Annotated in this window: 20 protein-coding genes and 2 pseudogenes; 12 read left to right on the forward strand and 10 right to left on the reverse strand. The window is 72.5% G+C overall.

What is annotated here, in order from left to right; all coding sequences use genetic code 11:
* Window positions 1-30: 30 nt before the first annotated feature.
* Complete coding sequence (locus D6270_RS27780) at window positions 31-1,773, forward strand: pyruvate dehydrogenase (RefSeq protein ID WP_109162957.1); 1,743 nt, start codon at window positions 31-33, stop codon at window positions 1,771-1,773.
* 99 nt (window positions 1,774-1,872) lie between these two features.
* On the opposite strand, the pseudogene D6270_RS27785 reads toward D6270_RS27780, so the two are convergent.
* Window positions 1,873-2,247: pseudogene (locus tag D6270_RS27785) on the reverse strand (glycoside hydrolase family 38 C-terminal domain-containing protein); the annotation flags it as partial.
* 348 nt (window positions 2,248-2,595) lie between these two features.
* Here D6270_RS27785 and D6270_RS27790 point away from each other — a divergent pair.
* A complete protein-coding gene (locus D6270_RS27790; protein WP_109167246.1) occupies window positions 2,596-2,958 on the forward strand; it encodes an ATP-binding protein in 363 nt (120 codons plus the stop codon).
* Window positions 2,959-2,992: 34 nt separating this feature from the next.
* Here the strand turns inward: D6270_RS27790 and D6270_RS27795 are convergent, their stop codons facing one another.
* Window positions 2,993-4,093 (reverse strand): DUF2637 domain-containing protein, encoded by a 1,101-nt coding sequence (locus D6270_RS27795; RefSeq protein ID WP_109162956.1) that lies wholly within the window; start codon window positions 4,091-4,093, stop codon window positions 2,993-2,995.
* A 192-nt stretch (window positions 4,094-4,285) separates the two neighbouring features.
* The gene (locus tag D6270_RS27800) at window positions 4,286-5,134 is read right to left on the reverse strand and encodes a (2Fe-2S)-binding protein (RefSeq protein WP_109162955.1); all 849 of its coding nucleotides are present in this window, start codon (window positions 5,132-5,134) and stop codon (window positions 4,286-4,288) included.
* Window positions 5,135-5,290: 156 nt separating this feature from the next.
* Here D6270_RS27800 and D6270_RS27805 point away from each other — a divergent pair, with 156 nt between their 5' ends.
* A complete protein-coding gene (locus D6270_RS27805; protein WP_109162954.1) occupies window positions 5,291-6,079 on the forward strand; it encodes a GntR family transcriptional regulator in 789 nt (262 codons plus the stop codon).
* 40 nt (window positions 6,080-6,119) lie between these two features.
* Here D6270_RS27805 and D6270_RS27810 read toward each other — a convergent pair whose 3' ends face one another.
* Entirely contained in the window at window positions 6,120-6,755 is a 636-nt protein-coding gene (locus D6270_RS27810; protein ID WP_109162953.1) for a TetR/AcrR family transcriptional regulator, read from the reverse strand.
* Between the two features lie 147 nt (window positions 6,756-6,902).
* Between D6270_RS27810 and D6270_RS27815 the strand changes: the two genes are divergently transcribed.
* Window positions 6,903-7,661: an SDR family NAD(P)-dependent oxidoreductase gene (locus D6270_RS27815; RefSeq protein WP_109162952.1), complete on the forward strand. Its 759-nt coding sequence runs from the start codon at window positions 6,903-6,905 to the stop codon at window positions 7,659-7,661.
* Window positions 7,662-7,789: 128 nt separating this feature from the next.
* Here the strand turns inward: D6270_RS27815 and D6270_RS27820 are convergent, their stop codons facing one another.
* The gene (locus tag D6270_RS27820) at window positions 7,790-8,575 is read right to left on the reverse strand and encodes a hypothetical protein (protein WP_109162951.1); all 786 of its coding nucleotides are present in this window, start codon (window positions 8,573-8,575) and stop codon (window positions 7,790-7,792) included.
* 162 nt (window positions 8,576-8,737) lie between these two features.
* The gene (locus D6270_RS27825) at window positions 8,738-10,501 is read right to left on the reverse strand and encodes a PucR family transcriptional regulator ligand-binding domain-containing protein (RefSeq protein WP_109162950.1); all 1,764 of its coding nucleotides are present in this window, start codon (window positions 10,499-10,501) and stop codon (window positions 8,738-8,740) included.
* A gap of 313 nt (window positions 10,502-10,814) precedes the next feature.
* On the opposite strand from D6270_RS27825, the gene D6270_RS27830 reads away from it, so the two are divergent.
* The 6 genes and pseudogenes from D6270_RS27830 (at window position 10,815) to D6270_RS27855 (ending at window position 18,483) form a co-directional block, all read left to right on the forward strand.
* Window positions 10,815-11,705, forward strand: a complete 891-nt coding sequence (locus D6270_RS27830) for an FAD binding domain-containing protein (RefSeq protein ID WP_109162949.1) — start codon at window positions 10,815-10,817, stop codon at window positions 11,703-11,705.
* A gap of 2 nt (window positions 11,706-11,707) precedes the next feature.
* On the forward strand, window positions 11,708-12,307 hold the full coding sequence (locus D6270_RS27835; protein WP_109162948.1) for a (2Fe-2S)-binding protein: 600 nt from the start codon (window positions 11,708-11,710) through the stop codon (window positions 12,305-12,307).
* On the forward strand, window positions 12,304-14,739 hold the full coding sequence (locus D6270_RS27840) for a xanthine dehydrogenase family protein molybdopterin-binding subunit (protein ID WP_109162947.1): 2,436 nt from the start codon (window positions 12,304-12,306) through the stop codon (window positions 14,737-14,739). The genes D6270_RS27835 and D6270_RS27840 overlap by 4 nt, the downstream gene beginning before the upstream one ends.
* A 353-nt stretch (window positions 14,740-15,092) precedes the next feature.
* Window positions 15,093-16,550, forward strand: a complete 1,458-nt coding sequence (locus tag D6270_RS27845; RefSeq protein ID WP_109162946.1) for an NCS2 family permease — start codon at window positions 15,093-15,095, stop codon at window positions 16,548-16,550.
* A gap of 41 nt (window positions 16,551-16,591) precedes the next feature.
* Window positions 16,592-17,734, forward strand: coding sequence for an XdhC family protein (locus D6270_RS27850; RefSeq protein WP_109162945.1), 1,143 nt, complete (start codon window positions 16,592-16,594; stop codon window positions 17,732-17,734).
* A 75-nt stretch (window positions 17,735-17,809) separates the two neighbouring features.
* Window positions 17,810-18,483: pseudogene (locus D6270_RS27855) on the forward strand (hypothetical protein).
* A gap of 62 nt (window positions 18,484-18,545) precedes the next feature.
* Here D6270_RS27855 and D6270_RS27860 read toward each other — a convergent pair.
* From D6270_RS27860 to D6270_RS27875, 4 genes are all read right to left on the reverse strand, one after another.
* Complete coding sequence (locus tag D6270_RS27860; protein ID WP_109162943.1) at window positions 18,546-20,099, reverse strand: peptidoglycan-binding protein; 1,554 nt, start codon at window positions 20,097-20,099, stop codon at window positions 18,546-18,548.
* Window positions 20,100-20,360: 261 nt separating this feature from the next.
* Complete coding sequence (locus D6270_RS27865; protein WP_109162942.1) at window positions 20,361-21,092, reverse strand: nitroreductase family protein; 732 nt, start codon at window positions 21,090-21,092, stop codon at window positions 20,361-20,363.
* 110 nt (window positions 21,093-21,202) lie between these two features.
* Window positions 21,203-21,850 carry a GOLPH3/VPS74 family protein gene (locus D6270_RS27870; RefSeq protein ID WP_109162941.1) on the reverse strand — a complete coding sequence of 216 codons (648 nt, stop codon included), beginning with the start codon at window positions 21,848-21,850 and terminating at the stop codon, window positions 21,203-21,205.
* 85 nt (window positions 21,851-21,935) lie between these two features.
* Entirely contained in the window at window positions 21,936-22,382 is a 447-nt protein-coding gene (locus D6270_RS27875; protein ID WP_109162940.1) for a nitroreductase family deazaflavin-dependent oxidoreductase, read from the reverse strand.
* A gap of 237 nt (window positions 22,383-22,619) precedes the next feature.
* On the opposite strand from D6270_RS27875, the gene D6270_RS27880 reads away from it, so the two are divergent.
* Both D6270_RS27880 and D6270_RS27885 read left to right on the forward strand, forming a co-directional pair.
* The gene (locus tag D6270_RS27880) at window positions 22,620-22,853 is read left to right on the forward strand and encodes an acyl carrier protein (protein ID WP_093686543.1); all 234 of its coding nucleotides are present in this window, start codon (window positions 22,620-22,622) and stop codon (window positions 22,851-22,853) included.
* Window positions 22,850-24,118: a beta-ketoacyl-[acyl-carrier-protein] synthase family protein gene (locus D6270_RS27885; protein WP_109162939.1), complete on the forward strand. Its 1,269-nt coding sequence runs from the start codon at window positions 22,850-22,852 to the stop codon at window positions 24,116-24,118. Before D6270_RS27880 ends, D6270_RS27885 begins: the two co-directional genes overlap by 4 nt.
* Window positions 24,119-24,126: the final 8 nt, after the last annotated feature.

Genomic DNA, 24,126 nt, shown 5'->3' on the forward strand with positions numbered 1-24,126 from the left:
GTGCACGGGGCAAGGGAAGGGCGCACACCCATGGCCAAGCAGAACGTGGCGGAGCAGTTCGTCGACATCCTCGCCAGGGCGGGCGTCAAGCGCCTGTACGGCGTCGTCGGCGACAGCCTGAACCCCGTCGTGGACGCCATTCGGCGTAACTCGGCCATCGACTGGATCCACGTCCGGCACGAGGAGACCGCCGCCTTCGCCGCTGGTGCCGAGGCCCAGATCACCGGGAACCTGGCGGCCTGCGCCGGCTCCTGCGGGCCGGGCAATCTTCACCTCATCAACGGCCTGTACGACGCGCACCGCTCCATGGCCCCGGTCCTCGCCCTCGCCTCGCACATCCCCTCCAGCGAGATCGGGCTCGGCTACTTCCAGGAGACCCATCCGGAGCTGCTCTTCCAGGAGTGCAGCCACTACAACGAGATGATCTCCAACCCGGAGCAGATGCCGCGCCTCCTCCAGACGGCCATCCAGCACGCGATCGGCCTGGGTGGCGTCAGCGTCGTGACGATGCCGGGCGACATCGCCTCCAAGGCCGCCCCCGAGAAGACCGTCGAACACGCTCTGGTCACCTCACGGCCGACCGTCCGGCCTGGCGACGACGAGATCGACAAGCTCTGCCGGATGGTGGACGAGGCCAAACGGGTGACGCTGTTCTGCGGCAGCGGCACGGCGGGTGCGCACGCCGAGGTGATGCAGTTCGCCGAGAAGGTGAAGTCCCCGGTCGGGCACGCGCTGCGCGGCAAGGAGTGGATCCAGTACGACAACCCCTACGACGTCGGCATGAGCGGGCTGCTCGGCTACGGCGCGGCCTACGAGGCGACCCACGAGTGCGACCTGCTGATCCTGCTCGGCACCGACTTCCCGTACAACGCGTTCCTTCCGGACGACGTGAAGATCGCCCAGGTCGACGTCCGTCCCGAACGCCTCGGCCGTCGCTCCAAGTTGGACCTGGCGGTGTGGGGCGACGTCCGTGAGACGCTGCGCTGTCTGACGCCCCGCGTGCAGCCCAAGAGCGACCGCAAGTTCCTCGACCGGATGCTGAAGAAGCACGCCGACGCGCTGGAGGGCGTCGTCAAGGCGTACACCCGCAAGGTCGAGAAGCACACCCCGATCCACCCCGAGTACGTCGCCTCCGTGCTGGACGACATGGCCGACGAGGACGCCGTGTTCACCGTCGACACCGGGATGAACAATGTCTGGGCCGCACGCTATCTGACGCCCAACGGCAAGCGACGGGTGATCGGTTCGTTCTCCCACGGGTCGATGGCCAACGCGCTGCCGCAGGCGATCGGTGCCCAGTTCACCGACCGGAACCGGCAGGTCGTGGCGATGTCGGGCGACGGCGGCTTCTCCATGCTGATGGGCGACTTCCTCACCCTCGTCCAGTACGACCTGCCGGTGAAGGTGGTCCTGTTCAACAACTCCTCCCTGGGAATGGTCGAGTTGGAGATGATGGTCGGCGGACTGCCGGCCTACGGCACCACCAACAAGAACCCGGACTTCGCCGCCGTGGCCCGCGCCTGCGGGGCGTACGGGGTGCGGGTGGAGAAGCCCAAGCAGCTGGAGGGCGCACTGAAGGACGCCTTCAAGCACAAGGGTCCGGCCCTGGTCGATGTGGTGACCGACCCCAACGCGCTCTCCATCCCGCCGAAGATCAAGGCCGACATGGTCACCGGCTTCGCGCTCTCGGCGAGCAAGGTCGTGCTGGACGGCGGAGTGGGCCGGATGCTCCAGATGGCCCGCTCCAACCTCCGTAACGTGCCTCGCCCTTGAGGCTCGTGAGCGCTCAGCCCGGGTGAGCCGCAGCGTCAGGATCCGGGACGGCCGCAGCTCCAGGGCCAGGCCCCGCTCGTCGGTGACCGCCCGGAGCGGGCCCTCCTCGACCAGCGCCACCGTACCGGCGCCGGTCGGATCGGTGCGGTTGCGGCGGTGGTGCCGGTCGATGTCCCGGGCGTCCCAGTGATCGGGGTGGTCCGGGTGCAGCTCAAGAGGGTTGGCCCGTCCGCCGGGGGCCAGCACCTCGCGCCCGGCCACCAGGTCCCGCACCCCCGACACCAGCCCGTCCCGGTCGACGGTGACCCTCAGCAGCCCGTTGTCCAGCACGATGTCGCCGCCCCCGGCCACCGCCACCGGCAGCTCCGGCACCGCCGCCCCGTCCAGCGGCCCCGCCCCGTACCGCGCGGGGCGGATGAAGTGGTGCCGGGACCGTTCCGGACGGCCCTCCACCAGGGTGCGGTCGTCGTGCATCTCGGCTCTTCCGGGGCTCCGCCCGGCTGCCGCTGTGGCCCGGGATCATTCCCCTGGCACGGCCCGGAGCACCCCTGAATCCGTGTGCGGGGCGAGTCTCCCCGTGCGCCCCCCGCTGCCTCTGCCCGCGCTCCACTCACCGGCCCCGCCAAGCGTGACCGTGTGCGTACAGGGGCATGCATCCCGTGAGGCCGTTCGACGGACGGCCGGAACGGAGGAGGTCGGATCGCGGTGCGGGCGGGGGACATGGTGAAGCGTCAGAAGAGGGCCCAGGCCGGCGAGGGGCGCGGCCCACGGGGGCGGAGACCGGGCGTCGCGCCGCAGCAGCCGGACCGGATGCACCGCAGGGTGGGTCATACGGAACGGTCGGCGGTGGGGGAAGTCCGGCGCGAGCTGCGGGAGTTCCTCCGGCATCGCTCCGGCCCGGAACAGATCGAGGCGGCGGAGCTGCTGCTGAGCGAGCTGGTGACCAACGCGCTGATCCACACCCGGCACGGGGCCGTGGTCACCGCGACGGCGACCCCGGTGGCCCTGCGGGTGGAGGTCCAGGACTTCGAAGCGGATCTGCCCGCGCCGTACGTACCGAACGCCGACGACGGTACGCACGGCAGGGGGCTGATCCTGGTGCGGAGCATGGCCGACGCCTGGGGGGTCGAGGCGCGGGCCCTGGGCAAGGTGGTCTGGTTCGAGCTGCGCGGCGGAACGGGCTGACCGGCCTCCCTTCAGGGGCGGCCGGTCAGCTTCCTCAGCCGAACTGCTGCTCCAGGTCCTTCAGTTTCTGCTCCAGCGAGTCGAGCCGGGGGAGTGTCTGGGTGTCGTCCTCGGCGGTGAGGTCGACCGTCCGTGCGTCACTCCCCGGGTTCGAAGGGCCGAGGCTCTTCGAGCTCGAACCGTCCGCCGGTTGTTTCGGGCCGACGGCTTGCAGGGATGGCCGGGGTCGCAGAGGCAGCTGACCCGGCTCTGCTATGGCGGGCTCCGCGACGGGTGGCGCGGAGCCGCCCGCCGCCGGGGCCAGGGCCGGAACGTCGACCTGGTGGCCGACCCGGCTGCGTCCCCAGACCCGGTTCTGCCGGTTCAGGGCCTTGATACGGGCCCGGTCCAGCTTCTCCTGGTCCCGTCGGCGCAGCCGGTCCTGCTCCCGCTCCTTGCGGTCCTCCCGCACCTCGTCCACCGCCTCGTCCAGCGTGCGGACGCCTTCCAGGAGCATCAGCGACCAGGCGCCGAAGGTCTCCCGGGGCGCCCGCAGCCAGCGGACGATCCGGATCTGCGGCAACGGACGGGGCACCAGGCCCTGTTCGCGCAGCGCGGCCCGGCGGGTCTGCTTCAGGGCGCGGTCGAAGAGCACCGCGGCCGAGAGCGACATCCCCGCGAAGAAGTGCGGGGCGCCCGCGTGGTCCATGCCCCGGGGGGCGTGCACCCAGTTGAACCAGGCGGCGGCCCCGGCGAACGTCCACACCAGCAGCCGGGAGCCGAGCGCCGCGTCTCCGTGGCTCGCCTCCCGTACGGCCAGCACGGAACAGAACATCGCGGCCCCGTCCAGCCCGAACGGGACCAGGTACTCCCAGCCTCCGCTCAGATTCAGGTTCTGCTTCCCGAAGCCGACGAGGCCGTGGAAGGAGAGCGCGGCGGCGACGGCCGCGCAGCAGAACAGCAGGACGTAACTGGCGGTGGCGTACAGCGCTTCCTTGCGCCTGCGGCGCTCCTCGCTGCGTTCCCAGGAGTCGTCGGCCGCGGCCTTGCCGGCGGCACGCTTGCCGCGTGCGACCACCGTCACCGCCGCCATGACTCCCACGAGCAGCACGGCGCCCGGAAGCAGCCAGTCAAGCGATATGTCGGTCAGTCTCATGCGCGGTCCCTTGCGTCACGTAGGGCGTTTCGTGCGCCATCGTGACGGAATTCCCGTGCCGCTCCGCGGGTTTCGGGACAAGAGCACGCCATGGGGGTGGGAGAGGCTATCGATGGGTGGAATCTTCTCGAACGGCCGCGCGGTTCAACCGAGTCGCATTCGATTCCACGTCATCCGGACGGGCGGTGTGGATCAGGAAGCCGCGGCGAGCTTCCGCACCCGGTCCGCGTCACAGGTACGCGGGCAGGTCACACAGGTGTCCTCGGGGCGCAGGGTGTAGAAGAGGCAGCAGCTCGCCCGGTCCCGGGTCGGCAGCGACTGCCCCTCCGGTCCGGTCAGCTCGCGGAAGCCCGCGGTGCCGACGTACGGCTTCGTGGTGCCGGGGAGCAGCAGCTCCAGCTCGGCCATCGCGCGGCGCTCCTCGCCGAGCAGATGCGCGACGTACCAGAGGCCCTCGACGATCTCGTCCGTCGCCATCCCCCACAGCGCCCGCTTCCCCCGCCGCATGCGCGGTGCGAACCCCGTCAGCACCGGCTCCAGGTGCTCGGTGAGGGCGGCCAGGACCTCGGCCCGCAGCGCCTCCTCGTCGGCCACCACCCGGGCGCCGGGCAGCCCGGCCGCCGGGTCGTCCGGCAGGCAGGCGAACTCGCGGACCCGTACGGTCAGGTGTCCCAGCGCCCGCTGGAAGGCGACGTCCCCCACCGGGACGCGCGGCACCCGCCGCTGGAGGAACCAGGGCACGGTCACCAGCAGGCAGGCGGGCCAGGCGTACCGGTGGAGGCCGAAGCTGGCCACCACGTCGGGGCGGGCCTGCTGTCCGTAGTCCCGGAGCACCTGGGCGTTGTCCCAGGCGAGGAAGGTGTCCACGGCCGGTCCGCCGGCGGCCAGCTCGGCCGCGCCGACCCAGCCGGCGCCGGACGGGGCGCTCGCGCCCTCGTCCAGCACCTCGGCGCGCAGCCCGGGGAAGACCTCGGTCAGACGGGCGTACGCGGCGGTCACAGGGGACGTCGCGGCGCCGGTGAGCAGCGGAGTGAGGGTCATGCAGGGACCACCGAATCGGGATCGTTTGCAGGTAAGGCTTACCTTACCCGACGCGATCGATGTTTGAACTGCGGCCTCCTCCCTCTATCGTGCACGGGGGGCCGGGCCCGCGCGAGCCGGCCGGCGCGGCAGGCAAGACACCCCTAGGAGGTCCGGGTGGAGCAGAGCAGCGCGCGTGAGGACGTACGGCCGCCGTACGCGCCCGGCGCGTGCGCCGACGCCTCGGCGGCCGGCCGGGTGCCCGAACAGGTGCGCGGCGACCGTCCGCAGGACATGGCGGTGGTCCGGGGCGAGCACACCCACGGCGAGCCGCCCGCACCGCGTGTGGTCCGTCACTCCGTCCGGGGCCAGATCCTCCAGGCCCTGCGCGCCGCTCTCGTCGACGGCGAGCTGACCCCCGGCCAGGTCTACTCAGCCCCCGCCCTCGGCGGCCGCTTCGGGGTCTCCGCCACCCCGGTGCGCGAGGCGATGCAGCAGCTGGCCACCGAGGGCGCCGTCGAGGTGGTGCCGAACCGGGGCTTCCGGGTCAGTGAGCGCGGGCCCCGTGAGCTGGCGGAGCTGGCCGAGGTGCGTGCCCTGATCGAGGTACCGGTGATGCTGCGACTGGCCCGCACCGTCCCGGCGGACCGGTGGTGCGCGCTGCGGCCGCTGGCCGACGCGACGGTCACGGCGGCGGCCGTGGGCGACCGGGCGGGCTACGCCGAGTGCGACCGGGCCTTCCACCGCGCGGTCCTCGCCCTGGCGGGCAACGAGCAGCTGGTGGCCGTCGCCGACGAGCTGCACCGCCGCTCGCAGTGGCCGCCGGTCGCCGGTCCGGCCACCCGCCGCGCCGACCTGCTGGCGGACGCCGCCGAGCACACCGCGCTGCTGGACGCCCTGACCGCCCAGGACCTGGCCGTCGTCCAGGCGCTCGTACGGGAGCACTTCACGGGCGCGGAAGGCTGACCCGGCGGGCGCGCTCCGGCGTACGCGCTCCGGCCGCGGGTCAGGTCCGACGGCCGGGGGCGTAGCGGGCGAGCGTGGTCTCCACCGCCTGCTCGACGGAGTAGCGGATGTCGGAGGCCGTGGGGTTCCAGTCGGTCAGCAGCATGCGGGGCCACAGGACGTAGTTGGCGATCATCCCGAGGAACTGGTTGGCGGCGCTCTCGGCGTCCGGAACGTCGGCGTTGCCGGCCTTGTGCTCCGCCTCCAGGTAGCGCTGGACCGAGGTGAAGTAGGGCAGCTTGCCGAGCTGGAACTGCATCCGTCCCAGTTCGGGGAAGCGGGGCAGCTCGGCGATGACGATGCGGAACAGGGCTGTCATGCCGGGCCGGCCCATCAGGTCGGCGTAGCGGTGGCCGATGGAGGTCAGGCCGGAACGCAGGTCTCCGGCCTCGGGCCGCGCTACGGCGCCGGCGGCATCGCGCTGCCAGGACTCGGTCACGATGGCCTCGAAGAGGGCCGCCTTGGTGGGGAACTGCTTGAACAGGGTGGACTTCGAGACCGCCGCCCCTTCCGCGATGCGGGCGAGGGACGTGCCGTCGTAACCGTGGTTCAGGAAGAGGTCCGTCGCCGCGGAGATGATCGCCGCACGCTTCTGCTGGGCCAGACGGCGGTGGTGTGCGGAGAGCTCTGCTGCCATGCGCCCAGTATGCCCTGGCTCCGAGGCGAGTCACTTGACTCGCCTCTCCGTGCGTGCCTACGCTGCCAGTGAAAGGCGAGTCAAGTGACTCGTAACTGGCGGCGGTGCCCGACGCCACTCCGGTGCCGCGCGATGAGGGAGTAGCCGATGACAGCCGGAAGAATCGCTCTGGTGACCGGTGCCAACCGTGGTCTGGGCCGGAGTACGGCTCTTGCGCTGGCGGCGCGCGGGGTGCGGGTCGTGGTCACGCACCGCGGTGATGCGGCCGGGGCCGAGGAGACGGCGCGGGACGTGCGCGCCGCGGGCGGGAGCACGGCCGTCGTGCGTCTCGACCTCGCCGACCTCGCCTCTTTCGGGGCCTTCACCTCCGAGCTGAGCGGACTGCTGGAGCGCTGGGGGGCTTCGCGGCTGGACATCGTGGTCAACAACGCGGGGGTGGGCGTCTTCGGTCCGCTGGAAGCGGTCACGGCCGCCGACTTCGACACGGTGTTCGGCACGAACGTGCGGGGCACGTTCTTCCTCGTCCAGGCGCTGGTGCCGATGCTGGCGAAAGGCGCCCACGTCATCAACGTCTCGTCGTCGTTGACGCGCCACACCAGTCCCGCGACCTCGGTCTACTCGGCCTCGAAGGCCGCCGTCGAGGCCATGAGCCGCACCCTGGCCGCGGAACTCGGCCCCCGGGGCATCCGGGTCAACTCCATCGCCCCGGGGCCGACCGCCACCGACTTCAACGGCGGTGCCATGCGGGACGACGCCGGTATGCGCGAGGGCCTGGCCGGGCAGACGGCGCTCGGCCGCGTCGGCGAACCCGAGGAGATCGGCGACGCCATCGCCACGCTGGCCTCCGAGGGCCTGCGCTGGATGACCGCCCAGCGCGTCGAGGTCTCCGGGGGCGTTCTGCTCTGACCGGGCGCGCGAGCCCGGCCCACGCCGCAGGCGCGGACGGATTCCCCCTGCGCCGGCCCCGTCCTCGCCTCGTGCCGATGCGCCCGGCCTCGGGGCGGGCGCGGGGTGCCGGCCCCGCGCCCCGGTCCTCAGCTCGCCGCCGCCGGCCGTGGCCCCGGGACTCCGAGGTGCGGCGCCAGCCAGGTCGGCACGCCGCCGAGCAGCCGGAACAGCCGCCCCGCCTCCGCGCGCAGCCGGTCCGCCGCCTCCGGTTCGGGCTCCGCCTCCGCGAGGGAGATCAGCGCCGGGGCCGTACCGACCAGATAGCCCAGCTCCTCCCGGATCCGCAGCGACTCCGCGAACCCGTGCCGCGCCTCGGCCAGCTCGCCCTCCTGGAGCGCCAGAGCGGCGAGATGGCGCCAGGTGAAGGAGAGCAGCAGCTCGTCTCCGCGCGCGGCCGCCCCGGCGTGCGCCCGGCGGTACGCGGCGCGGGCCGACTGCGGGGAGTCCGCGATGTTCTGGGCGATCAGCCCGCGCCGGAAGTCCAGCAGCGGCCGTCCGGGCGCGGTGGGCGCCAGCAGCGCCGCCGCCCGGCTCAGCGCCACGCTCGCCTCGTCGGCCCGGTCCCGTACGCCCAGCAGGGTCGAGGCGTAGGCGAGGTGGCCCCGCTCGCAGGCGGCCCCGCCGCGCTCGTCGTCGCTGCGGGCCAGCGCCTCCGTGCTCCGCAGCGCGTCCTCGGCGTCGGTCCAGCCCTCGCCGGTGTAGAGGCACCGTTCGGTCAGCAGGGCGGTGCGCTGGATGGCCGCCGCCGGGTCGCTCGCCGCGTACGGCTCCAGCAGGGCGGCCGCATCCGTCCAGCAGGCGCGGGACCGCAACCGCCATACCGCTGTCTGGAGCGGCGGATCGCCATCTGCTGTCGTTCCGGAACCAGACATGGCGGTATCCGCCACATTGCCCTCCCCGAGCGCGCCATTGTGCTGTTGAGTCTGGCCGCATCTCAGCACGGATTGGCACGCCGGGCCAAGGGGTCCGACCGATGTCAGGTGAAGGAATTCACAAACGGGGGGAGCTCACCGGAGCTCGGCGGGGCGCACGGGTCAGCTCATACGCAGGGCGAGGAAGAAGTCGAGTTTGTCCTCAAGACGCGAAAGGTCACGGCCCGTCAACTGCTCGATCCGGCCGACGCGGTAGCGCAGTGTGTTGACATGGAGGTGCAGCCGGGCCGCGCACCGCGTCCAGGAGCCGTCGCAGTCCAGAAAGGCTTCCAGCGTCTCGATGAGCTCGGCGCGGTGGCGCCGGTCGTAGTCGCGCAGCGGGTCCAGCAGCCGGGCGGTGAAGGCCCGGCGGACGTCGTCGGGGACGAACGGCAGCAGCAGCACGTGCGAGGCCAGCTCGTGGTGACCGGCCGCGCAGACCCGCCCCGGCCGGGCCGCCGCCACCCGGCGGGCGTGCCGGGCCTCCTCCAGAGCGCCGCGCAGCCCCTCGGCCGAGTGGACGGCCGCGCTGACACCCAGTGTCAGCCGCCCGTCGTCGGCGAGCCCCGCCGAGAGCGGTTCGCGTACGGCGGCGAGCAGCGCGTCGGCGTGCAGCGCGGGGTCCTGTGCCGCCCGGGCCTCTCCGGACCCGGTCTCCGGCCCGGCCGTGTTGTCGGCAGGGGCGTCCACCGTCTCGGGGAGGGGGGCGGGCACGGCGGGGAGCGGTACGAGGGCGATGGCCTCGTCGCCCGTGTGGGCGACGGCGATGCGGTCGGCCGAGTCGGAGCCGCTGACCGCCGGGTCGACCAGGATCTCCTCCAGCAGGGCCTGGGCGACCGGGCCGCCCGCCAGCTCGGCCGGGACACCCGCCGGGCCCGCCGCGTCGGCGGCCGCCCAGTCGACCCGGGCCACCACGACCTGCCACTGCGGGGCGGCGCCGAGGCCCGGCAGCAGGACCGGGGCGGCGACCCGGAGCCGGGCGGCGATCTCGGCCGGGGCGGCGCCCGTCTGGACCAGCTCCAGGACCTCCTGGGCGAGCCGTCGGCGTACCGTACGGGCCGCGTCCCGGCGGTCGCGTTCGACGGCGATCAGCTGGGTGACGCCCTGGAGCAGGTCCAGCCGGGCGGCGGGCCAGTCCGAGGCGTCGGCCTCGACGGCGAGCAGCCAGTCGGAGAGCACCGACTCCCGGACGTCACGGGTGGCCGGAACCGCGCCCCGGCCGGTGTTCCGGATCGGGAAGAGCGAATACGTCGTACCGGCGACGGCCGCCCGGTACGGCCCCCGCCGCCCGGTGCGGGTCGCGGCCAGGTGGTGCCCGGCCAGGGCCGCCCCCAGCGGGCCGGGCAGGGGGGCGCCGGCCCCGGCGATCCGGCGGCCGGTGGGCGAGAGGACCCAGGCGTGGAGGTCCAGGTCGGAGGTGAGGAGATCGAGGACCACCTCGGGGCCGCCACCCGCCGGGCCCGAGGTCATCAGCCGCCGGTGCCGGTCCACCACGGCCGCCAGATCACCCGCCCGCTCGCCGGAGACCTGGCGTACGACATGTTCGGTGATCGTTGCGAACGCGACGGTCTCGTGCACCGCGAAGAGCGGCAGGCGGTGCTGGACGCACGCCTCCACCAGGTCCGCCGGGATGTCGCCGAGCTCGGCCTCACCCGCCGCGAGCCCGGCCACCCCGGCGCCCGCCAGGATCCGGACGAACGGCTCGGAGTCGCTCGCGTCCCGGCGCCAGGCCAGACCCGTCAGCACCAGCTCGCCGCCGGAGAGGTAGCGGCTGGGGTCGCGCAGGTCGGTCGTCATGACGCCCCGGACGGTGCGGTCCAGCTCGTCCTCGCCGCCGAGCAGCCGCAGGCCCAGCGCGTCGGTCTCCAGCAGTGCGCGCAGCCGCATCTCGTCGCCGCCGATCTCTGTAGGGGGGGAACAGGTGGGTGAAGGGGTACGTCGGGTGGGGGGCCACAGGGGTGGACGGGTACCTGTGAATTACGGCGAGGTTACTGATCCCCGCCATTCGTTCGAATCTACAAGACGAGGACGGAGACCAGCCAACTCCTTCAGTGTTTCGGTGACTGCACCCACCAGGTCCTGGCTTGTGTACTGGGCCACACACCACGTGAACACCACATGAACGAGCCACACGAGCCAGTCGAGGGCCGGCCGTCCCCAGCCCCGGTGAACGACCCGATTGAGAAGAAGAGAGCCACTCATGGACTTCCTTCGCCCCGCCAGCTGGGAGGAGGCGCTCGCCGCCAAGGCCGAGCACCCCACGGCTGTGCCCATCGCGGGCGGCACGGATGTGATGGTCGAGATCAACTTCGACCACCGGCGGCCCGAGTACCTCCTGGACCTGAACCGCATCGGTGAGCTGTCCGAGTGGGAGGTGGGCCAGGAGAGCGTGCGGCTCGGCGCCTCCGTCCCGTACAGCGCCATCATGGAGCACCTGCGCACCGAGCTGCCGGGCCTGGCGCTCGCCTCGCACACCGTCGCGTCCCCGCAGATCCGCAACCGCGGCGGGGTCGGAGGCAACCTGGGCACCGCGTCGCCCGCCGGGGACGCCCACCCGGCGCTGCTCGCCGCGGGGGCCGAGGTGGAGGCCGAATCCGTACGCGGAACACGGCTGATTCCCATCGACGCTTTCTACACAGGCGTCAAGCGCAACGCCTTGGAGCCGGACGAGCTGATCCGCGCCGTACACATCAGGAAGGCCGACGGACCGCAGCAGTACTCGAAGGTCGGCACCCGCAACGCGATGGTCATCGCCGTCTGCGCCTTCGGTATCGCCCTGCACCCCGAGACCCGCACCGTGCGCACCGGCATCGGCTCCGCCGCCCCGACGCCCGTCCGGGCCAAGGAGGCGGAGGCCTTCCTGAACGCCGCGCTCGAAGAGGGCGGGTTCTGGGAGAGCGGCAAGATCATCACCCCCGCCATCGCCAAGCAGTTCGCCGCGCTCGCCTCGGGCGCCTGCAACCCGATCGACGACGTACGGGGCACGGCGAAGTACCGCAGGCACGCGGTCGGCATCATGGCCCGCCGCACGCTCGGCTGGACCTGGGAGCAGTACCGCGGCGCGGGCCGCACGCTGGAAGGAGCTGCGTAACCATGCGAGTCAATTTCACGGTCAACGGCCGTCCGCAGGAAGCCGACGACGTGTGGGAGGGCGAGTCCCTTCTCTACGTGCTGCGTGAGCGTATGGGGCTGCCCGGTTCCAAGAACGCCTGCGAACAGGGCGAGTGCGGGTCCTGCACGGTCCGCCTGGACGGCGTCCCGGTCTGTTCCTGTCTGGTCGCCGCCGGCCAGGTCGAGGGCCGCGAGGTCGTCACCGTCGAGGGCCTGGCCGACTACGCCAAGCACCGCGAGGACGCCCACCCCGGCGGTGGCTGCGCCTCCGGCGCCTGCGGCACCACCCTGGACGCCGCCAAGCGCTGGCAGTCCAAGCCCACCGACGGCCAGACCGGCGAGGCCGTCGAACTCTCCCCGATCCAGCAGGCGTTCATCGACGCCGGAGCCGTCCAGTGCGGCTTCTGCACCCCCGGCCTGCTGGTCGCCGCCGACGAACTGCTGGAGAACACCCCCTCCCCGTCCGACCAGGACATCCGCGAGGCGCTCTCCGGCAACCTGTGCCGCTGCACGGGGTACGAGAAGATCCTCGACGCGGTCCGCCTCGCGGCCGCCCGCCAGGGAGAGGCGGTCCAGTCATGACGACGCACCCCGAAGCCACGACGCCCGTCACGGCGCAGACCGTACCGGCCGGAACCCCCACCAAGATCACCCAGGGCTCGCCCACCAAGGGCGGCATCGGCGAGTCCACGCTCCGCCCCGACGGCACCCTCAAGGTCACCGGGGAGTTCGCGTACTCCTCCGACATGTGGCACGAGGACATGCTCTGGGGCCAGACGCTGCGCTCCACCGTCGCCCACGCCGAGATCGTCTCCATCGACACCTCCGAGGCGCTGGCCACCTCCGGCGTCTACGCGGTGCTGACCTACGACGACCTCCCGGCCGAGATGAAGAACTACGGCCTGGAGATCCAGGACACCCCGGTCCTCGCCCACGGCAAGGTCCGCCACCACGGCGAGCCGGTCGCCATCGTCGCCGCCGACCACCCGGAGACCGCGCGCCGCGCCGCCGCCAAGATCAAGATCGAGTACCGCGAGCTGCCCCTCATCACCGACGAGGCCTCGGCGACCGCTCCCGACGCCGTGCTCGTGCACGAGGGCCGCGACGACCACCACATCGGCCATGTCCCGCACCCCAACATCGTGCACCGCCAGCCGATCATCCGGGGCGACGCCGACGAGGCCGCCAAGCGCGCCGACGTCATCGTCCGGGGCGAGTACGTCTTCGGCATGCAGGACCAGGCCTTCCTCGGCCCGGAGTCCGGTCTCGCCGTGCCCTCCGAGGACGGCGGGGTGGAGCTGTACGTCGCCACCCAGTGGCTGCACTCGGACCTCGGCCAGATCGCGCCCGTCCTCGGCCTGCCCGAGGAGAAGGTCCGCATGACGCTCTCCGGCGTCGGCGGGGCCTTCGGCGGCCGCGAGGACATCTCGATGCAGATCCACGCCTGCCTGCTGGCGCTCCGCACCGGCAAGCCGGTCAAGATCGTCTACAACCGGTTCGAGTCCTTCTTCGGCCATGTCCACCGCCACCCGGCGAAGCTCCACTACGAGCACGGCGCCACCAAGGACGGCAAGCTCACGCACATGAAGTGCCGGATCGTCCTGGACGGCGGGGCCTACGCCTCCGCCTCCCCGGCGGTCGTCGGCAACGCCTCCTCGCTCTCGGTCGGCCCGTACAAGATCGAGGACGTCGACATCGAGGCGGTCGCCCTCTACACCAACAACCCGCCCTGCGGCGCGATGCGCGGCTTCGGCGCGGTCCAGGCGTGCTTCGCCTACGAGGCGCAGATGGACAAGCTCGCCGCGAAGCTGGACATGGACCCGGTGGAGTTCCGCCAGCTCAACGCCATGGAACAGGGCACCCTGCTGCCCACCGGACAGTCCTGCGACTCGCCGGCCCCGGTCGCCGAGCTGCTGCGCCGGGTCAAGTCCCGGCCGCTGCCGCCCGAGCAGGAGTGGCTGTCGGCGGGCAGCGAAGGCACCTCCGTCGACATCCGGGCGCTGCCCGGCGGGCTCTCCAACACCACGCACGGCGAGGGTGTCGTCCGCGGTGTCGGCTACGCGGTGGGTCTGAAGAACGTCGGCTTCTCCGAGGGCTTCGACGACTACTCCACCGCCCGCGTCCGGATGGAGGTCATCAACGGCGAGCCGGTCGCCACCGTGCACACCGCGATGGCCGAGGTCGGCCAGGGCGGCGTCACCGTGCACGCCCAGATCGCCCGTACCGAGCTCGGGGTCAACCAGGTCACCATCCACCCCGCCGACACCCGGGTCGGCTCCGCCGGATCCACCTCGGCCTCCCGCCAGACGTACGTCACCGGCGGCGCGGTCAAGAACTCCTGCGAAGCCGTACGCGAGAAGGTCCTGGAGCTGGGCCGCACCAAGTTCGGCACCTACCACCCGGCCTGGGCCACCGCCGAACTCCTCCTGGAGGGCGGCAAGGTCGTCACCGACGGCGGCGAGGTCCTCGCGGACGTGGCCGACGTCCTGGAGGACGAGGCGATCGACATCGAGCTGGAGTGGCGCCACCGGCCCACCGAGGCGTTCGACCTCCGTACCGGGCAGGGCAACGGCCACGTCCAGTATTCGTTCGCCGCCCACCGTGCGGTCGTCGAGGTCGACACCGAACTGGGCCTGGTCAAGGTCATCGAACTGGCCTGCGCCCAGGACGTCGGCAAGGCGCTCAACCCGCTCTCCGTCCTCGGCCAGATCCAGGGCGGCACCCTCCAGGGCATGGGCGTCGCGGTGATGGAGGAGATCATCGTCGACCCGAAGACCGCGAAGGTGCGCAACCCCTCCTTCACGGACTACCTGCTCCCCACCATCCTCGACACGCCGACCATCCCCGTCGACGTGCTCGAACTCGCCGACGAGCACGCCCCGTACGGGCTGCGCGGCATCGGCGAGGCCCCGACCCTGTCGTCCACCCCGGCCGTCCTCGCGGCGATCCGGAACGCGACGGGACTGGAGCTCAACAGGACCCCGGTACGCCCCGAGCACCTCACCGGTACCTGAGAGCGGGCACCGGAGGACCGGTGCCCGAGAGACCGGGGCCGGGTCATCCCCGGCCCCGGCGCCCCGAGCGGCCCCCCCCGGACTCTCCGGGCGGTGTGCTGAGCCGAGAACGTCACACTTCTCCGCATCCCGCACCGCCCGGAGGCACCAAGTACCGCACCGCTCGCGGTTCTTCGCCGTGCCCGACCAGCACGGCAGCGCCTCACGGATCATCCGTGCCGCCGGCACATCCGTATCTGCTTCAACAGTTCGTCCCGGCCGTCCCCGGGTCGTGCAGCCGACGCAGTCATCCCAAATCCCGCATTCAGGAATCTCCAAGCGGGTGCCCCTGTGAACCTTGGGAGTCAGGCATCATGACCCAGCAGTCAGTGGAACCGAAGACCAGTCCGGAAGCCGCGGGCCCCGGCTCGCGCGTCCCCGCCGGAAGATCATGGCTCGACCGGTACTTCCACATATCCGAACGAGGCTCCACGGTCGCGCGTGAGGTGCGCGGCGGCGTCACGACCTTCATGGCCATGGCGTACATCCTCCTGCTCAATCCGCTGATCCTCGGCGGGGAGGACGTCAACGGCAACCTCCTCAGCCAGCCGGGCCTGATCACCGCGACCGCCTTCGCGGCGGCCGCGACCACCCTGCTCATGGGCTTCGTCGGCAAGGTGCCCCTGGCGCTCGCCGCCGGACTCAGCGTCTCCGGTGTGCTCGCCTCGCAGGTCGCGCCGAACATGACCTGGCCGCAGGCCATGGGCATGTGTGTGATCTACGGTGTGGTGATCTGCCTCCTGGTGGTCACCGGCCTCCGCGAGATGATCATGAACGCGATCCCGCTCGCGCTCAAGCACGGCATCACCATGGGCATCGGGCTCTTCATCGCCCTCATCGGCCTCTACAAGGCCGGCTTCGTCCACCAGGGCACGGCCACCCCCGTCTCCCTCGGCCCGGCCGGTGAACTCGCCGGCTGGCCCGTACTGATCTTCTGCGTGACCCTGCTCCTCATCTTCATGCTCCAGGCGCGCAACATCCCCGGCGCGATCCTGATCGGCATCATCGTCGGCACGCTGGTCGCCATCGTCATCAACGCGATCGTCGACATCGACGCGAAGTCCTGGAGCAGCGGCCCGCCCGCCCTGGAGGGCAGCGCGGTCGCCACCCCCGACTTCTCGCTCTTCGGCAACGTCGAGTTCGGCGGCTGGGGCGACGTCGGCGTGATGACCGTCGGCATGATCGTCTTCACCCTGGTGCTGGCCGGCTTCTTCGACGCGATGGCCACCATCATCGGCGTCGGCACCGAGGCCAAGCTCGCCGACGAGAAGGGCCGTATGCCGGGCCTGTCCAAGGCGCTGTTCATCGACGGCGCCGGCGGCGTCATCGGCGGTGTCGCCTCGGGCTCCGGCCAGACGGTCTTCGTCGAGTCGGCCACCGGCGTCGGGGAGGGGGCCCGGACCGGGCTCGCCTCCGCCGTCACCGGCCTCTTCTTCGCCGCCTGCCTCTTCTTCACCCCGCTCACCGCGATCGTGCCGACCGAGGTGGCCTCCGCCGCCCTCGTCGTCATCGGCGCGATGATGATGCAGAACGCCCGGCACGTGGACTGGAGCGACCGTTCCGTCGCCATCCCGGTCTTCCTGACCGTGGTCCTGATGCCCTTCACCTACACCATCACCACCGGTGTCGCCGCGGGTGTCATCGCCTACTCCGCGATCAAGCTCGCCCAGGGCCGGGCCCGCGAGGTCGGGGCCTTCATGTGGGGGCTGACGGTGATCTTCCTCGTCTTCTTCGCCCTCAACCCGATCGAGAGCTGGCTCGGCGTCCACTGAGGCCGGCCGACCTTCCCCTCCCTCACTCAAGGAGACACGCCATGCTGGACATCGCCGAAGAGCTTCACCGGTGGGTCTCGCAGGGACGCGAGTTCGCCGTCGCCACGGTGGTGGCGGTCGGCGGCAGCGCGCCCCGGCAGCCGGGTGCCGCCCTCGCGGTCGACGCCGACGGAACGGCCATCGGCTCCGTCTCCGGCGGATGTGTGGAGGGGGCGGTCTACGAGCTGTGCCGACAGGCCCTGGAGGACGGCCACTCCGTCCGCGAGCGCTTCGGCTACAGCGACGAGGACGCCTTCGCGGTCGGACTGACCTGCGGCGGCGTCATCGACATCCTGGTCACACCGGTACGGGCGGACGACCCAGCCCGCCCGGTGTTCGCCGCGGCGCTCGCGGCCGCCGCGGAGGGGGCGGCGGCCGCCCTGGCCCGCGTCACGGAGGGCCCCGGCGAACTGCTCGGCCTCCCGCTCCTGGTCCGGCCCGACGGGAGTTACGAGGGCGGGCTCGGCGGCCACCCGGCGCTGGACCGGACCGCCGCGGCCGAGACCCGGGCCCTGCTGGACGCGGGCCGCACCGGACCGCTCGCCATCGGCGCGGAGGGCTCCCGCTGCGGCCGCCCGGTCCAGCTCCTGGTCGAGTCCAGCGTGCCGCCGCCCCGCATGATCGTGTTCGGTGCGATCGACTTCGCCTCCGCCCTCGTCCGGGCCGGGAAGTTCCTCGGCTACCGGGTCACCGTCTGCGACGCCCGCCCCGTCTTCGCCACCGCCGCCCGCTTCCCCGAGGCCGACGAGATCGTCGTCGACTGGCCCCACCGCTACCTCGCGGACACCGGGACCGATGCCCGTACGGTGCTCTGCGTCCTCACCCACGACGCCAAGTTCGACGTGCCCCTGCTGGAGGCCGCCCTGCGCCTCCCGGTCGCCTACGTCGGCGCGATGGGCTCGCGCCGCACCCACCTGGAGCGCGACGAGCGCCTCCGCGAGGTCGGCCTCACCGACCGCGAACTCTCCCGGCTCCACTCGCCGATCGGCCTCGACCTCGGAGCCCGTACGCCGGAGGAGACGGCCCTGTCCATCGCCGCCGAGATCGTCGCGGTCCGGCGCGGCGGCAGCGGCGTACCGCTCACCGGGGCCCACACCCCCATCCACCACGACAGCAGCGGCCAGCCGCTGGCATCGGTGGCCTGACACCTCCGAGGGCTCCCCGCCCCGCCCGGGGGAGCACATGAATACCGGTGTGTGCGGATGCGGTTGGATGAGCGTATGAGCGTTCACGACGTTGCCCGCAGGCTGCCGGGCATATCCCCCTCAGCGACCTCTGCCGCTCCCTGGCGATGCTGGATGCCGTGCTGTGCCCCGAATGGGACCACCGCTGGCACAGCTTCGACGCGCACTGGTCACCCACGGAGGCCATGGCCTCGATGCGCGACGGTTCGGGCGGGGAATATTCCCTGGTCTTCTCCGCCGCCGGGGTCTACGCCCGTGGCTTCGACCACGAGTCGCCGATGAGCCCCTACGTGGACGACGCGCCCTGGCCCGGCGTCCTCGACGAGGTCCCGGACGCCTTCCGGCCGTACGTGGACGAGCCCGCTTTCACCGACGAGTCCGGCCTGCCGGTGGTCACCGCCTGCCTCTGGCGCGAGAGCACCGACGAGCGCTGGCGGGCGGGGACCATCGAGTTCCCGGAGGACGGTGAGGACTCCGACGGTGCCGACTGGCTCTTCCAGCTGCTCGTCACGGGCACGCCCGAGTCGTACCAGGAGTGGGCGGAGGACTACTTCGAGGTCCCGGTCGACCTCGAAGCCGTACGCCACGTCTACGCGCTCCGGCCGCTGACCGACGAGGTCGTCGCCGCGCTCCACCCCGAGCGGGTGGCGGCCGAGCTGGCCGAGGACATCAAGGAGATCGGATACCCGGTCGGCGGCGGCACCGAGTGATCCGGTGCCGGTGCGCGGGGCCGCCCCCGAGCCGCACCGGCACGCGGTCACCTCCTGCCCGCTCAGCGCCCGGCCTGCAACGCCCCCCACGTGGCCGGGCCCACCTTGCCGTCGACGCTCAGGCCGCGGCCGGTCTGGTAGTCGCGCACGGCCGTCTCCGTCGTCGGGCCGAAGCTGCCGTCGACGCCCACCGTGGTGCCGAGCGCCGCCGTCAGGGAGCGCTGGAGGCGCTTCACCGCGTCGCCGGAGCTGCCGCGCGCGAGGGCGGGGGTGGTGCCGGCGGAGAGCAGGGCCGTCCAGGTCTTCGGGCCGACCGCGCCGTCGGCGGTCAGGGAGCGGGCCCGCTGGAACGCCTGGGTGGCGCTCCTGGTGGTCGGGCCGAAGATGCCGTCCGCCGTGCCGGCCGTGTACCCCTGGGCGTTGAGCAGCTGCTGGATCGCCTTCACCTGCGGGCCGGACGAGCCCGACTGCTGGACGGCGTACGAGGGGAAGGTCAGGCTGTCACCGCCGGTGCCGGGGCTGCCCCCGACCAGCTGCATGTAGTAGTTCCAGTCCCAGTTGGGCCCGGGGTCGGTGTGCGTGGCCCCCGGCGCCTCGCTGTGGCCGATGATGTGCGAACGGTCCTTCGGGATGCTGTACCGCGCGGCGAGGTGCTTGGTGAGCGCGGCGGAGGAGCGGTACATCGCCTCCGTGTACCAGGCCGGGTTGTCGACGTATCCCTCGTGCTCGATCCCCACGGACGAGGAGTTGACGCTGCCGGCGTGCCAGGCGGTGTCCTTCTCCCGGACCGACTGGGTGACCTCGCCGTCCGAGGAGCGGATCGTGTAGTGCGCGCTGACCTCGGAGGCCGGGTTCTGGTACCAGCTGATGGAGCCGGCGTACGAACCCTGCGTCGTGTGGATGATCACCTTGTCGACGGTCGCCTTGCGGCCGACGACGAAGTTCCCGGAGTACGCGGGGACCCAGAGGCCCGAGGGGTAGTCGGGGCTCTGCGCGTAGACCCCGGTGGCGGAGACCCCCTCCTTCTCCGGGGCGACCGGGCGGGAGGGGACGCGGACCTTCTCGCCGCCGGGCGCCGTCGCGTCCAGCCCCTGGGCGAGGAACGTGAACACCGTGTCCGCGTAGAGCGCCGCCGCCGGGCCCTCGGCCTCGCTGTACCGGGCGACCGCCGGGTACCAGGCGTTCACATCGCGCCGCTCCGCGCGGTCCAGGCCGAGGCGGTCGGCGTGGTCGCGCAGGACGGCGGCGCCGCCGAGGATGTTCGCCGCGGTGTCCCGGCGCAGCCGGTCGGCCGGTTCGCCGGTCAGCGCGGCGGCCTTCTCCAGGGAGCGGTTCTCCGGGTTGCTCGCCAGGTGCATCACGCCGTAGCCGTTCGCCTGGCTGGGCCGCCCCGCGTGGCCGTCGAGGCGGCTCTCGCCGTAACCGACGGCGGCGAGCAGATCGCGCGGTACGCCGTACTCCTGCGCCGCCCGGTCGAAGGCCCGGTTCAGCGGTTCGGCTGCGGGCGGGGCGGGGGCTGCGGACGCGGGCTGGCCGGCGGCGACCAGGGCCGTGACCGTGAGGGCTGCCAGGACGGACGCGCGCGCCCGGGTACGGGGGACGGGGCTTCTGGGCATGGGTGCTCCTGCTCTGTGGGGAATCTGTGGGGAAATCCGCGGGAGGAGAAGAGAGAAGCCTTCGGCCCTGGGTGTGGGACCGAGGGGCTGCGAGCGCACCCAGGCTAGCGAGGTGAGAAGGGCATGACAATGACGGCCGGGTCGCGGCGCGCCGAACAACTGCCTTGCGAAGTAAGGAAGTTGATGGGCAATTAGGGCCTGTCGGGTGACGGGGTGAATCACCCGACAGGGGGTGTGATGGGCCGATCGGCCCCGCCTTCGCTACCAGCGGTCGCGGTGGATGACGTCCGCCACCGGGCGGCGCCGCACCGGACCGAAGTTGCCCTGCGGCCACCCCACCGGAACAGCGGCGAACGTCGCCATGTCCTCCGGGATGCCCAGCTCCGACTTCCACTCCTGCTCCAGGAACAGGTGCCAGATGGTGATGTTCGCCGCAAGCCCGAGCCCCCGGGCGGCGAGCAGCAGGTTCTGGACGCCCGGATAGACGCAGGAGCCCTCCGCCAGCGCCTGGAACCGGGTCTGAGAGGCCATCATCCGCTCACTCGCCTCCGGGCCCAGCGCCCGCGCGGAGAGAGCCAGCCCCTCCTCGTCGAGGCGCGGCTCCGGGAAGCGGTAGCACGGCACGACCAGCACCGGCGTATCGGCGAAGTGGTCGCGCTGGTACTCGATCGCCGCCACCATCCGCCCGTACGCCGCCTCGTCCATGCCCTGGGGCGCGTGCTTCCCGGTCGTCGCGAGGTAGGAGTCCACGCACCGCTTCCACAGCGGTGCGAGCCGGGCCATCACCTGGCGGTCCGTCACCACGACGTACTCGTAACACTGCATGTTGCCGCCGCTGGGCCCCCAGACGGCGGCCTGTATGAGCTGATGGATCGTCTCGTCCGGGACCGCGTCCGGCTTGAGGCGGCGCATGGCGCGCATGGTGGACATGGTGTCGAAGAGAGCGGGGCCGCCGAGGGCGGACGGGTCGGCCTGAACCGTTTCGATGGTCATGATCGCGGAGTCTAGGCAGAACTCCCCGCTCGGGGCAGGGGGGGTGCTCGCCTCCGGTCCGGGCGGGGCCGTGGTCCTCCCTCGGCCTCGGAGGCCGCGTGTTCCCCGGCTCAGGGGCCGCGCCACAGGTTGGCGAAGGCCGAGTTCTCGATGGTCCGCCGCTGGCGGACCGCCTCCAGCTCCATCACCGCGTCGTGGACGGCGGTCACCACGGCCGTCACCGCGTCGTCGAAGCCGGGTTCGTCGAAGCCGGGTTCGCCGGTGCCGGTTCCGTCGGTCCCGGTCTCCTCCTCGGGCCGTCCGCCTTCGACGCCCACCGCCGAGGCGAGGGCGGCCAGGACGGGCTCCCGCGCCTCCCAGCGCTCGGCCGCCCCGCGACGGGCGGGGGTGTCGGCCGGCGCCACGCGCTTCGAGCCGAAGGAGAGCAGGCCGCTCCGCTCCCGGGTCAGCTCACCGGCTTCCTCCAATGCGGCCTGGTACGCGGCCGAGAGGTCCCGGCCCCGGCGCCACAGCCAGTCCTCGATGCGCTCGTACGGCTGCTGCCGGGTGAGCAGCGCCGCCGCCTCGCCCAGGAGCCCGTCCCGCGGCGTCGACGGCCCGCCCGGCACGATGCGGTCCTCGTCCACGGTGAGGGCGCCCGCGTCGATCAGATCGATCAGCTCGGCCCCCGCGAGTGCGAGCGACAGGTCGCCCTGCCCCACGGAACGCTCCGGCCTCGGATCCATGGCGATGATGAACAGGTCTTTCGCCGTCGTCATGAACGGCTCCTCTCGGACACATCGACAGAGCGTCGACAAGGGTCGGTCGATCAGTATCACGCCGCCCGGGGCGGCCGGGCCCCGGTCAGGTCCTGGTCAGCCGGACCACCGGGATGTCGCGCTCGGTGCCCGCCTGGTACTGCGCGTAGCGCGGGAACAGCGCCACCAGACCCGGCCAGACCCGGGCCTTCTCCTCGGCCGGGAGGGTCGACGCGACGGCCGGGAAGCGCTCGGTCCCCACGCGGAGCCCGACCTCGGGGTCGGCCCGGAGGTTCAGGTACCAGAGCGGCGGGCGGTCCGAGCCGCCGTTGGAGGCCACGATCAGATAGTCCTCACCGTCCCGCCCGTACATCAGCACCGTCCGCCGCACGACCCCGCTGCGCCGCCCCACGTAGTCCATCAGCAGACAGGGGACCCCGAGCTGCGTCGTGCCCTTCGTGCCGCCGGACGACTCGTACAGCTCCGCCTGCCGGGCCACCCAGCCGGTGGGGCTGACCTCGGCCTCCGCCGCTCCGTCCGCTTCCGCCGCCATGGGCCTCTCCTCACCTCGTACGGTCCGTCCCTCCATCCTGCACCCCCGCCCGGCCGCACCGGGGATTCGTACACCTGGACAGAGCTCCCACCGCACGGGGGAACGCGGACCGGGAACCCCTCGGTGAAGGCGTATAAAGGGTCCTTCCGGAGCAGCCGGCGTCCTCCGATGGACCCTCCCCACCTCACCCCCGACCGCGCGGCCGGCGTCACCGCGTCACTGAGCCCAGGAGCGCCAATGACCACCTCGGAAGAGATCAGCGCCCTGCTGGTAGCGAAGTTCGGAACCGACCCCGAGGCGCTGCGCCCCGACGTTCCGCTGCACCGGCTGCGGCTGGACTCCCTCGCCCTGGAGGAGCTGCGGCTGCTCATCGAGGACCGGCTGGACGTCGACCTGGAGGACGTCGCGCTCACCTCGCGCGACACCCTCGGCCGGCTGATCGAGGTCGTCCACGTCAAGGCGACCGCATGAGCGCGCCGGCGGCCCCCGCGCCCTACCGCCGCACGCCGCTCGCCCCGTTCGCCGCCGCCGTCACCGGGGTCGGTCTGGTCACCGCGGCCGGTACGGGCGCCCGGGCGGCCTGGCGCGGCGTCACCGAGGGCCTCACCCCCTCCGTCGGCCCCCGGCCCGAACTCGACGGCCTGCCCTGCGACTTCTTCTACTCCGTCACCGACTGCGACCCGCGCGAGGTGCTCGGGGTGGCCGCCCAGCGGCTGATGGACCGCTTCGCCCAGCTCGCCGTCATCGCCGCCCGTGAGGCGGTCGCGGACGCCGGTCTGGACCCGGCCGTCTGGGACGGCGGCCGCGTCGGCATCGTCATCGGCTCCGCCCACGGCGGGCTGCCCTTCTACGACGAGCAGCACGCGGTCCTCGCCGGGCGCGGCGCCCGCCGGGTCTCCCCGAAGCTCGCGCCCCTCAGCGTGGTCAACGGCGCGGCCAGCAGCGTCAGTCTGGACCTCGGCGTCCAGGGCCCCAGCCAGGCCGTCTCCACCGCCTGCTCCTCCGGCACCGTCGCCATCGGCACCGCCCACCAGATGCTCCGCTCCGGGGCCTGCGACATCGTCATCGCGGGCGGCGCCGAATCCACCTGCACCCGCCTCCTGATCGCCAGCGCGTGCAGCCTCAAGGCCGTCTCCACCCGCCGCGAGGACCCCACGGCCGCCTGCCGCCCCTTCGACACCCACCGGGACGGCTTCGTCGTCGGCGAGGGCGCGGGCCTCCTCGTCCTGGAACACCCCGAGCACGCCCGCGCCCGCGGTGCCACCGTCCGCGCGCAGGTGAACGGTTACGGGGCCTCCAGCGACGCCCACTCCGCCGTCGCCCCGGACCCCGAAGGCCTCGGCATCGAACGGGCCCTGCGCACCGCCCTCCTGGACGCCGGGCTCTCCCCGGCCGACGTCGGACACGTCAACGCCCACGGCACCTCGACGCTCTCCAACGACCTCATCGAGGCGACCATGCTCCGCCGCGTCCTCGGCGAGAGCCCCCTGGTCACCTCCACCAAGGCGATGACCGGCCACACCCTCGGCGCGGCCGGCGGCATCGAGGCCGCGCTGACCGTGCTCGCCCTCCAGCACCAACTGGTCCCGCCCACGGTCAACTTGGACGCCCCCGACCCGCAGATCGCGATGGACGTCGTCGCCAAGGAGGCCCGTAGCGCCTCCTTCGACTGCGCGGTGAAGACCTCGCTCGGCTTCGGCGGCCACAACGCGGCACTCGTCCTCACCAGGGCCTGACCGGAAGG

It is taken from the genome of Streptomyces griseus subsp. griseus, assembly GCF_003610995.1.
Classification (GTDB): Bacteria; Actinomycetota; Actinomycetes; order Streptomycetales; family Streptomycetaceae; genus Streptomyces.

Excerpts from the sequence above, each read along its gene's own strand:
- D6270_RS27780 (WP_109162957.1), top strand. The coding sequence starts at position 31 with ATGGCCAAGCAGAACGTGGCGGAGCAGTTCGTCGACATCCTCGCCAGG.
- D6270_RS27795 (WP_109162956.1), bottom strand. The coding sequence starts at position 4,093 with ATGAGACTGACCGACATATCGCTTGACTGGCTGCTTCCGGGCGCCGTG.
- D6270_RS27800 (WP_109162955.1), bottom strand. The coding sequence starts at position 5,134 with ATGACCCTCACTCCGCTGCTCACCGGCGCCGCGACGTCCCCTGTGACC.
- D6270_RS27810 (WP_109162953.1), bottom strand. The coding sequence starts at position 6,755 with ATGGCAGCAGAGCTCTCCGCACACCACCGCCGTCTGGCCCAGCAGAAG.
- D6270_RS27815 (WP_109162952.1), top strand. The coding sequence starts at position 6,903 with ATGACAGCCGGAAGAATCGCTCTGGTGACCGGTGCCAACCGTGGTCTG.
- D6270_RS27820 (WP_109162951.1), bottom strand. The coding sequence starts at position 8,575 with ATGTCTGGTTCCGGAACGACAGCAGATGGCGATCCGCCGCTCCAGACA.
- D6270_RS27825 (WP_109162950.1), bottom strand. The coding sequence starts at position 10,501 with ATGCGGCTGCGCGCACTGCTGGAGACCGACGCGCTGGGCCTGCGGCTG.
- D6270_RS27830 (WP_109162949.1), top strand. The coding sequence starts at position 10,815 with ATGGACTTCCTTCGCCCCGCCAGCTGGGAGGAGGCGCTCGCCGCCAAG.
- D6270_RS27835 (WP_109162948.1), top strand. The coding sequence starts at position 11,708 with ATGCGAGTCAATTTCACGGTCAACGGCCGTCCGCAGGAAGCCGACGAC.
- D6270_RS27840 (WP_109162947.1), top strand. The coding sequence starts at position 12,304 with ATGACGACGCACCCCGAAGCCACGACGCCCGTCACGGCGCAGACCGTA.
- D6270_RS27845 (WP_109162946.1), top strand. The coding sequence starts at position 15,093 with ATGACCCAGCAGTCAGTGGAACCGAAGACCAGTCCGGAAGCCGCGGGC.
- D6270_RS27850 (WP_109162945.1), top strand. The coding sequence starts at position 16,592 with ATGCTGGACATCGCCGAAGAGCTTCACCGGTGGGTCTCGCAGGGACGC.
- D6270_RS27860 (WP_109162943.1), bottom strand. The coding sequence starts at position 20,099 with ATGCCCAGAAGCCCCGTCCCCCGTACCCGGGCGCGCGCGTCCGTCCTG.
- D6270_RS27865 (WP_109162942.1), bottom strand. The coding sequence starts at position 21,092 with ATGACCATCGAAACGGTTCAGGCCGACCCGTCCGCCCTCGGCGGCCCC.
- D6270_RS27870 (WP_109162941.1), bottom strand. The coding sequence starts at position 21,850 with ATGACGACGGCGAAAGACCTGTTCATCATCGCCATGGATCCGAGGCCG.
- D6270_RS27875 (WP_109162940.1), bottom strand. The coding sequence starts at position 22,382 with ATGGCGGCGGAAGCGGACGGAGCGGCGGAGGCCGAGGTCAGCCCCACC.
- D6270_RS27880 (WP_093686543.1), top strand. The coding sequence starts at position 22,620 with ATGACCACCTCGGAAGAGATCAGCGCCCTGCTGGTAGCGAAGTTCGGA.
- D6270_RS27885 (WP_109162939.1), top strand. The coding sequence starts at position 22,850 with ATGAGCGCGCCGGCGGCCCCCGCGCCCTACCGCCGCACGCCGCTCGCC.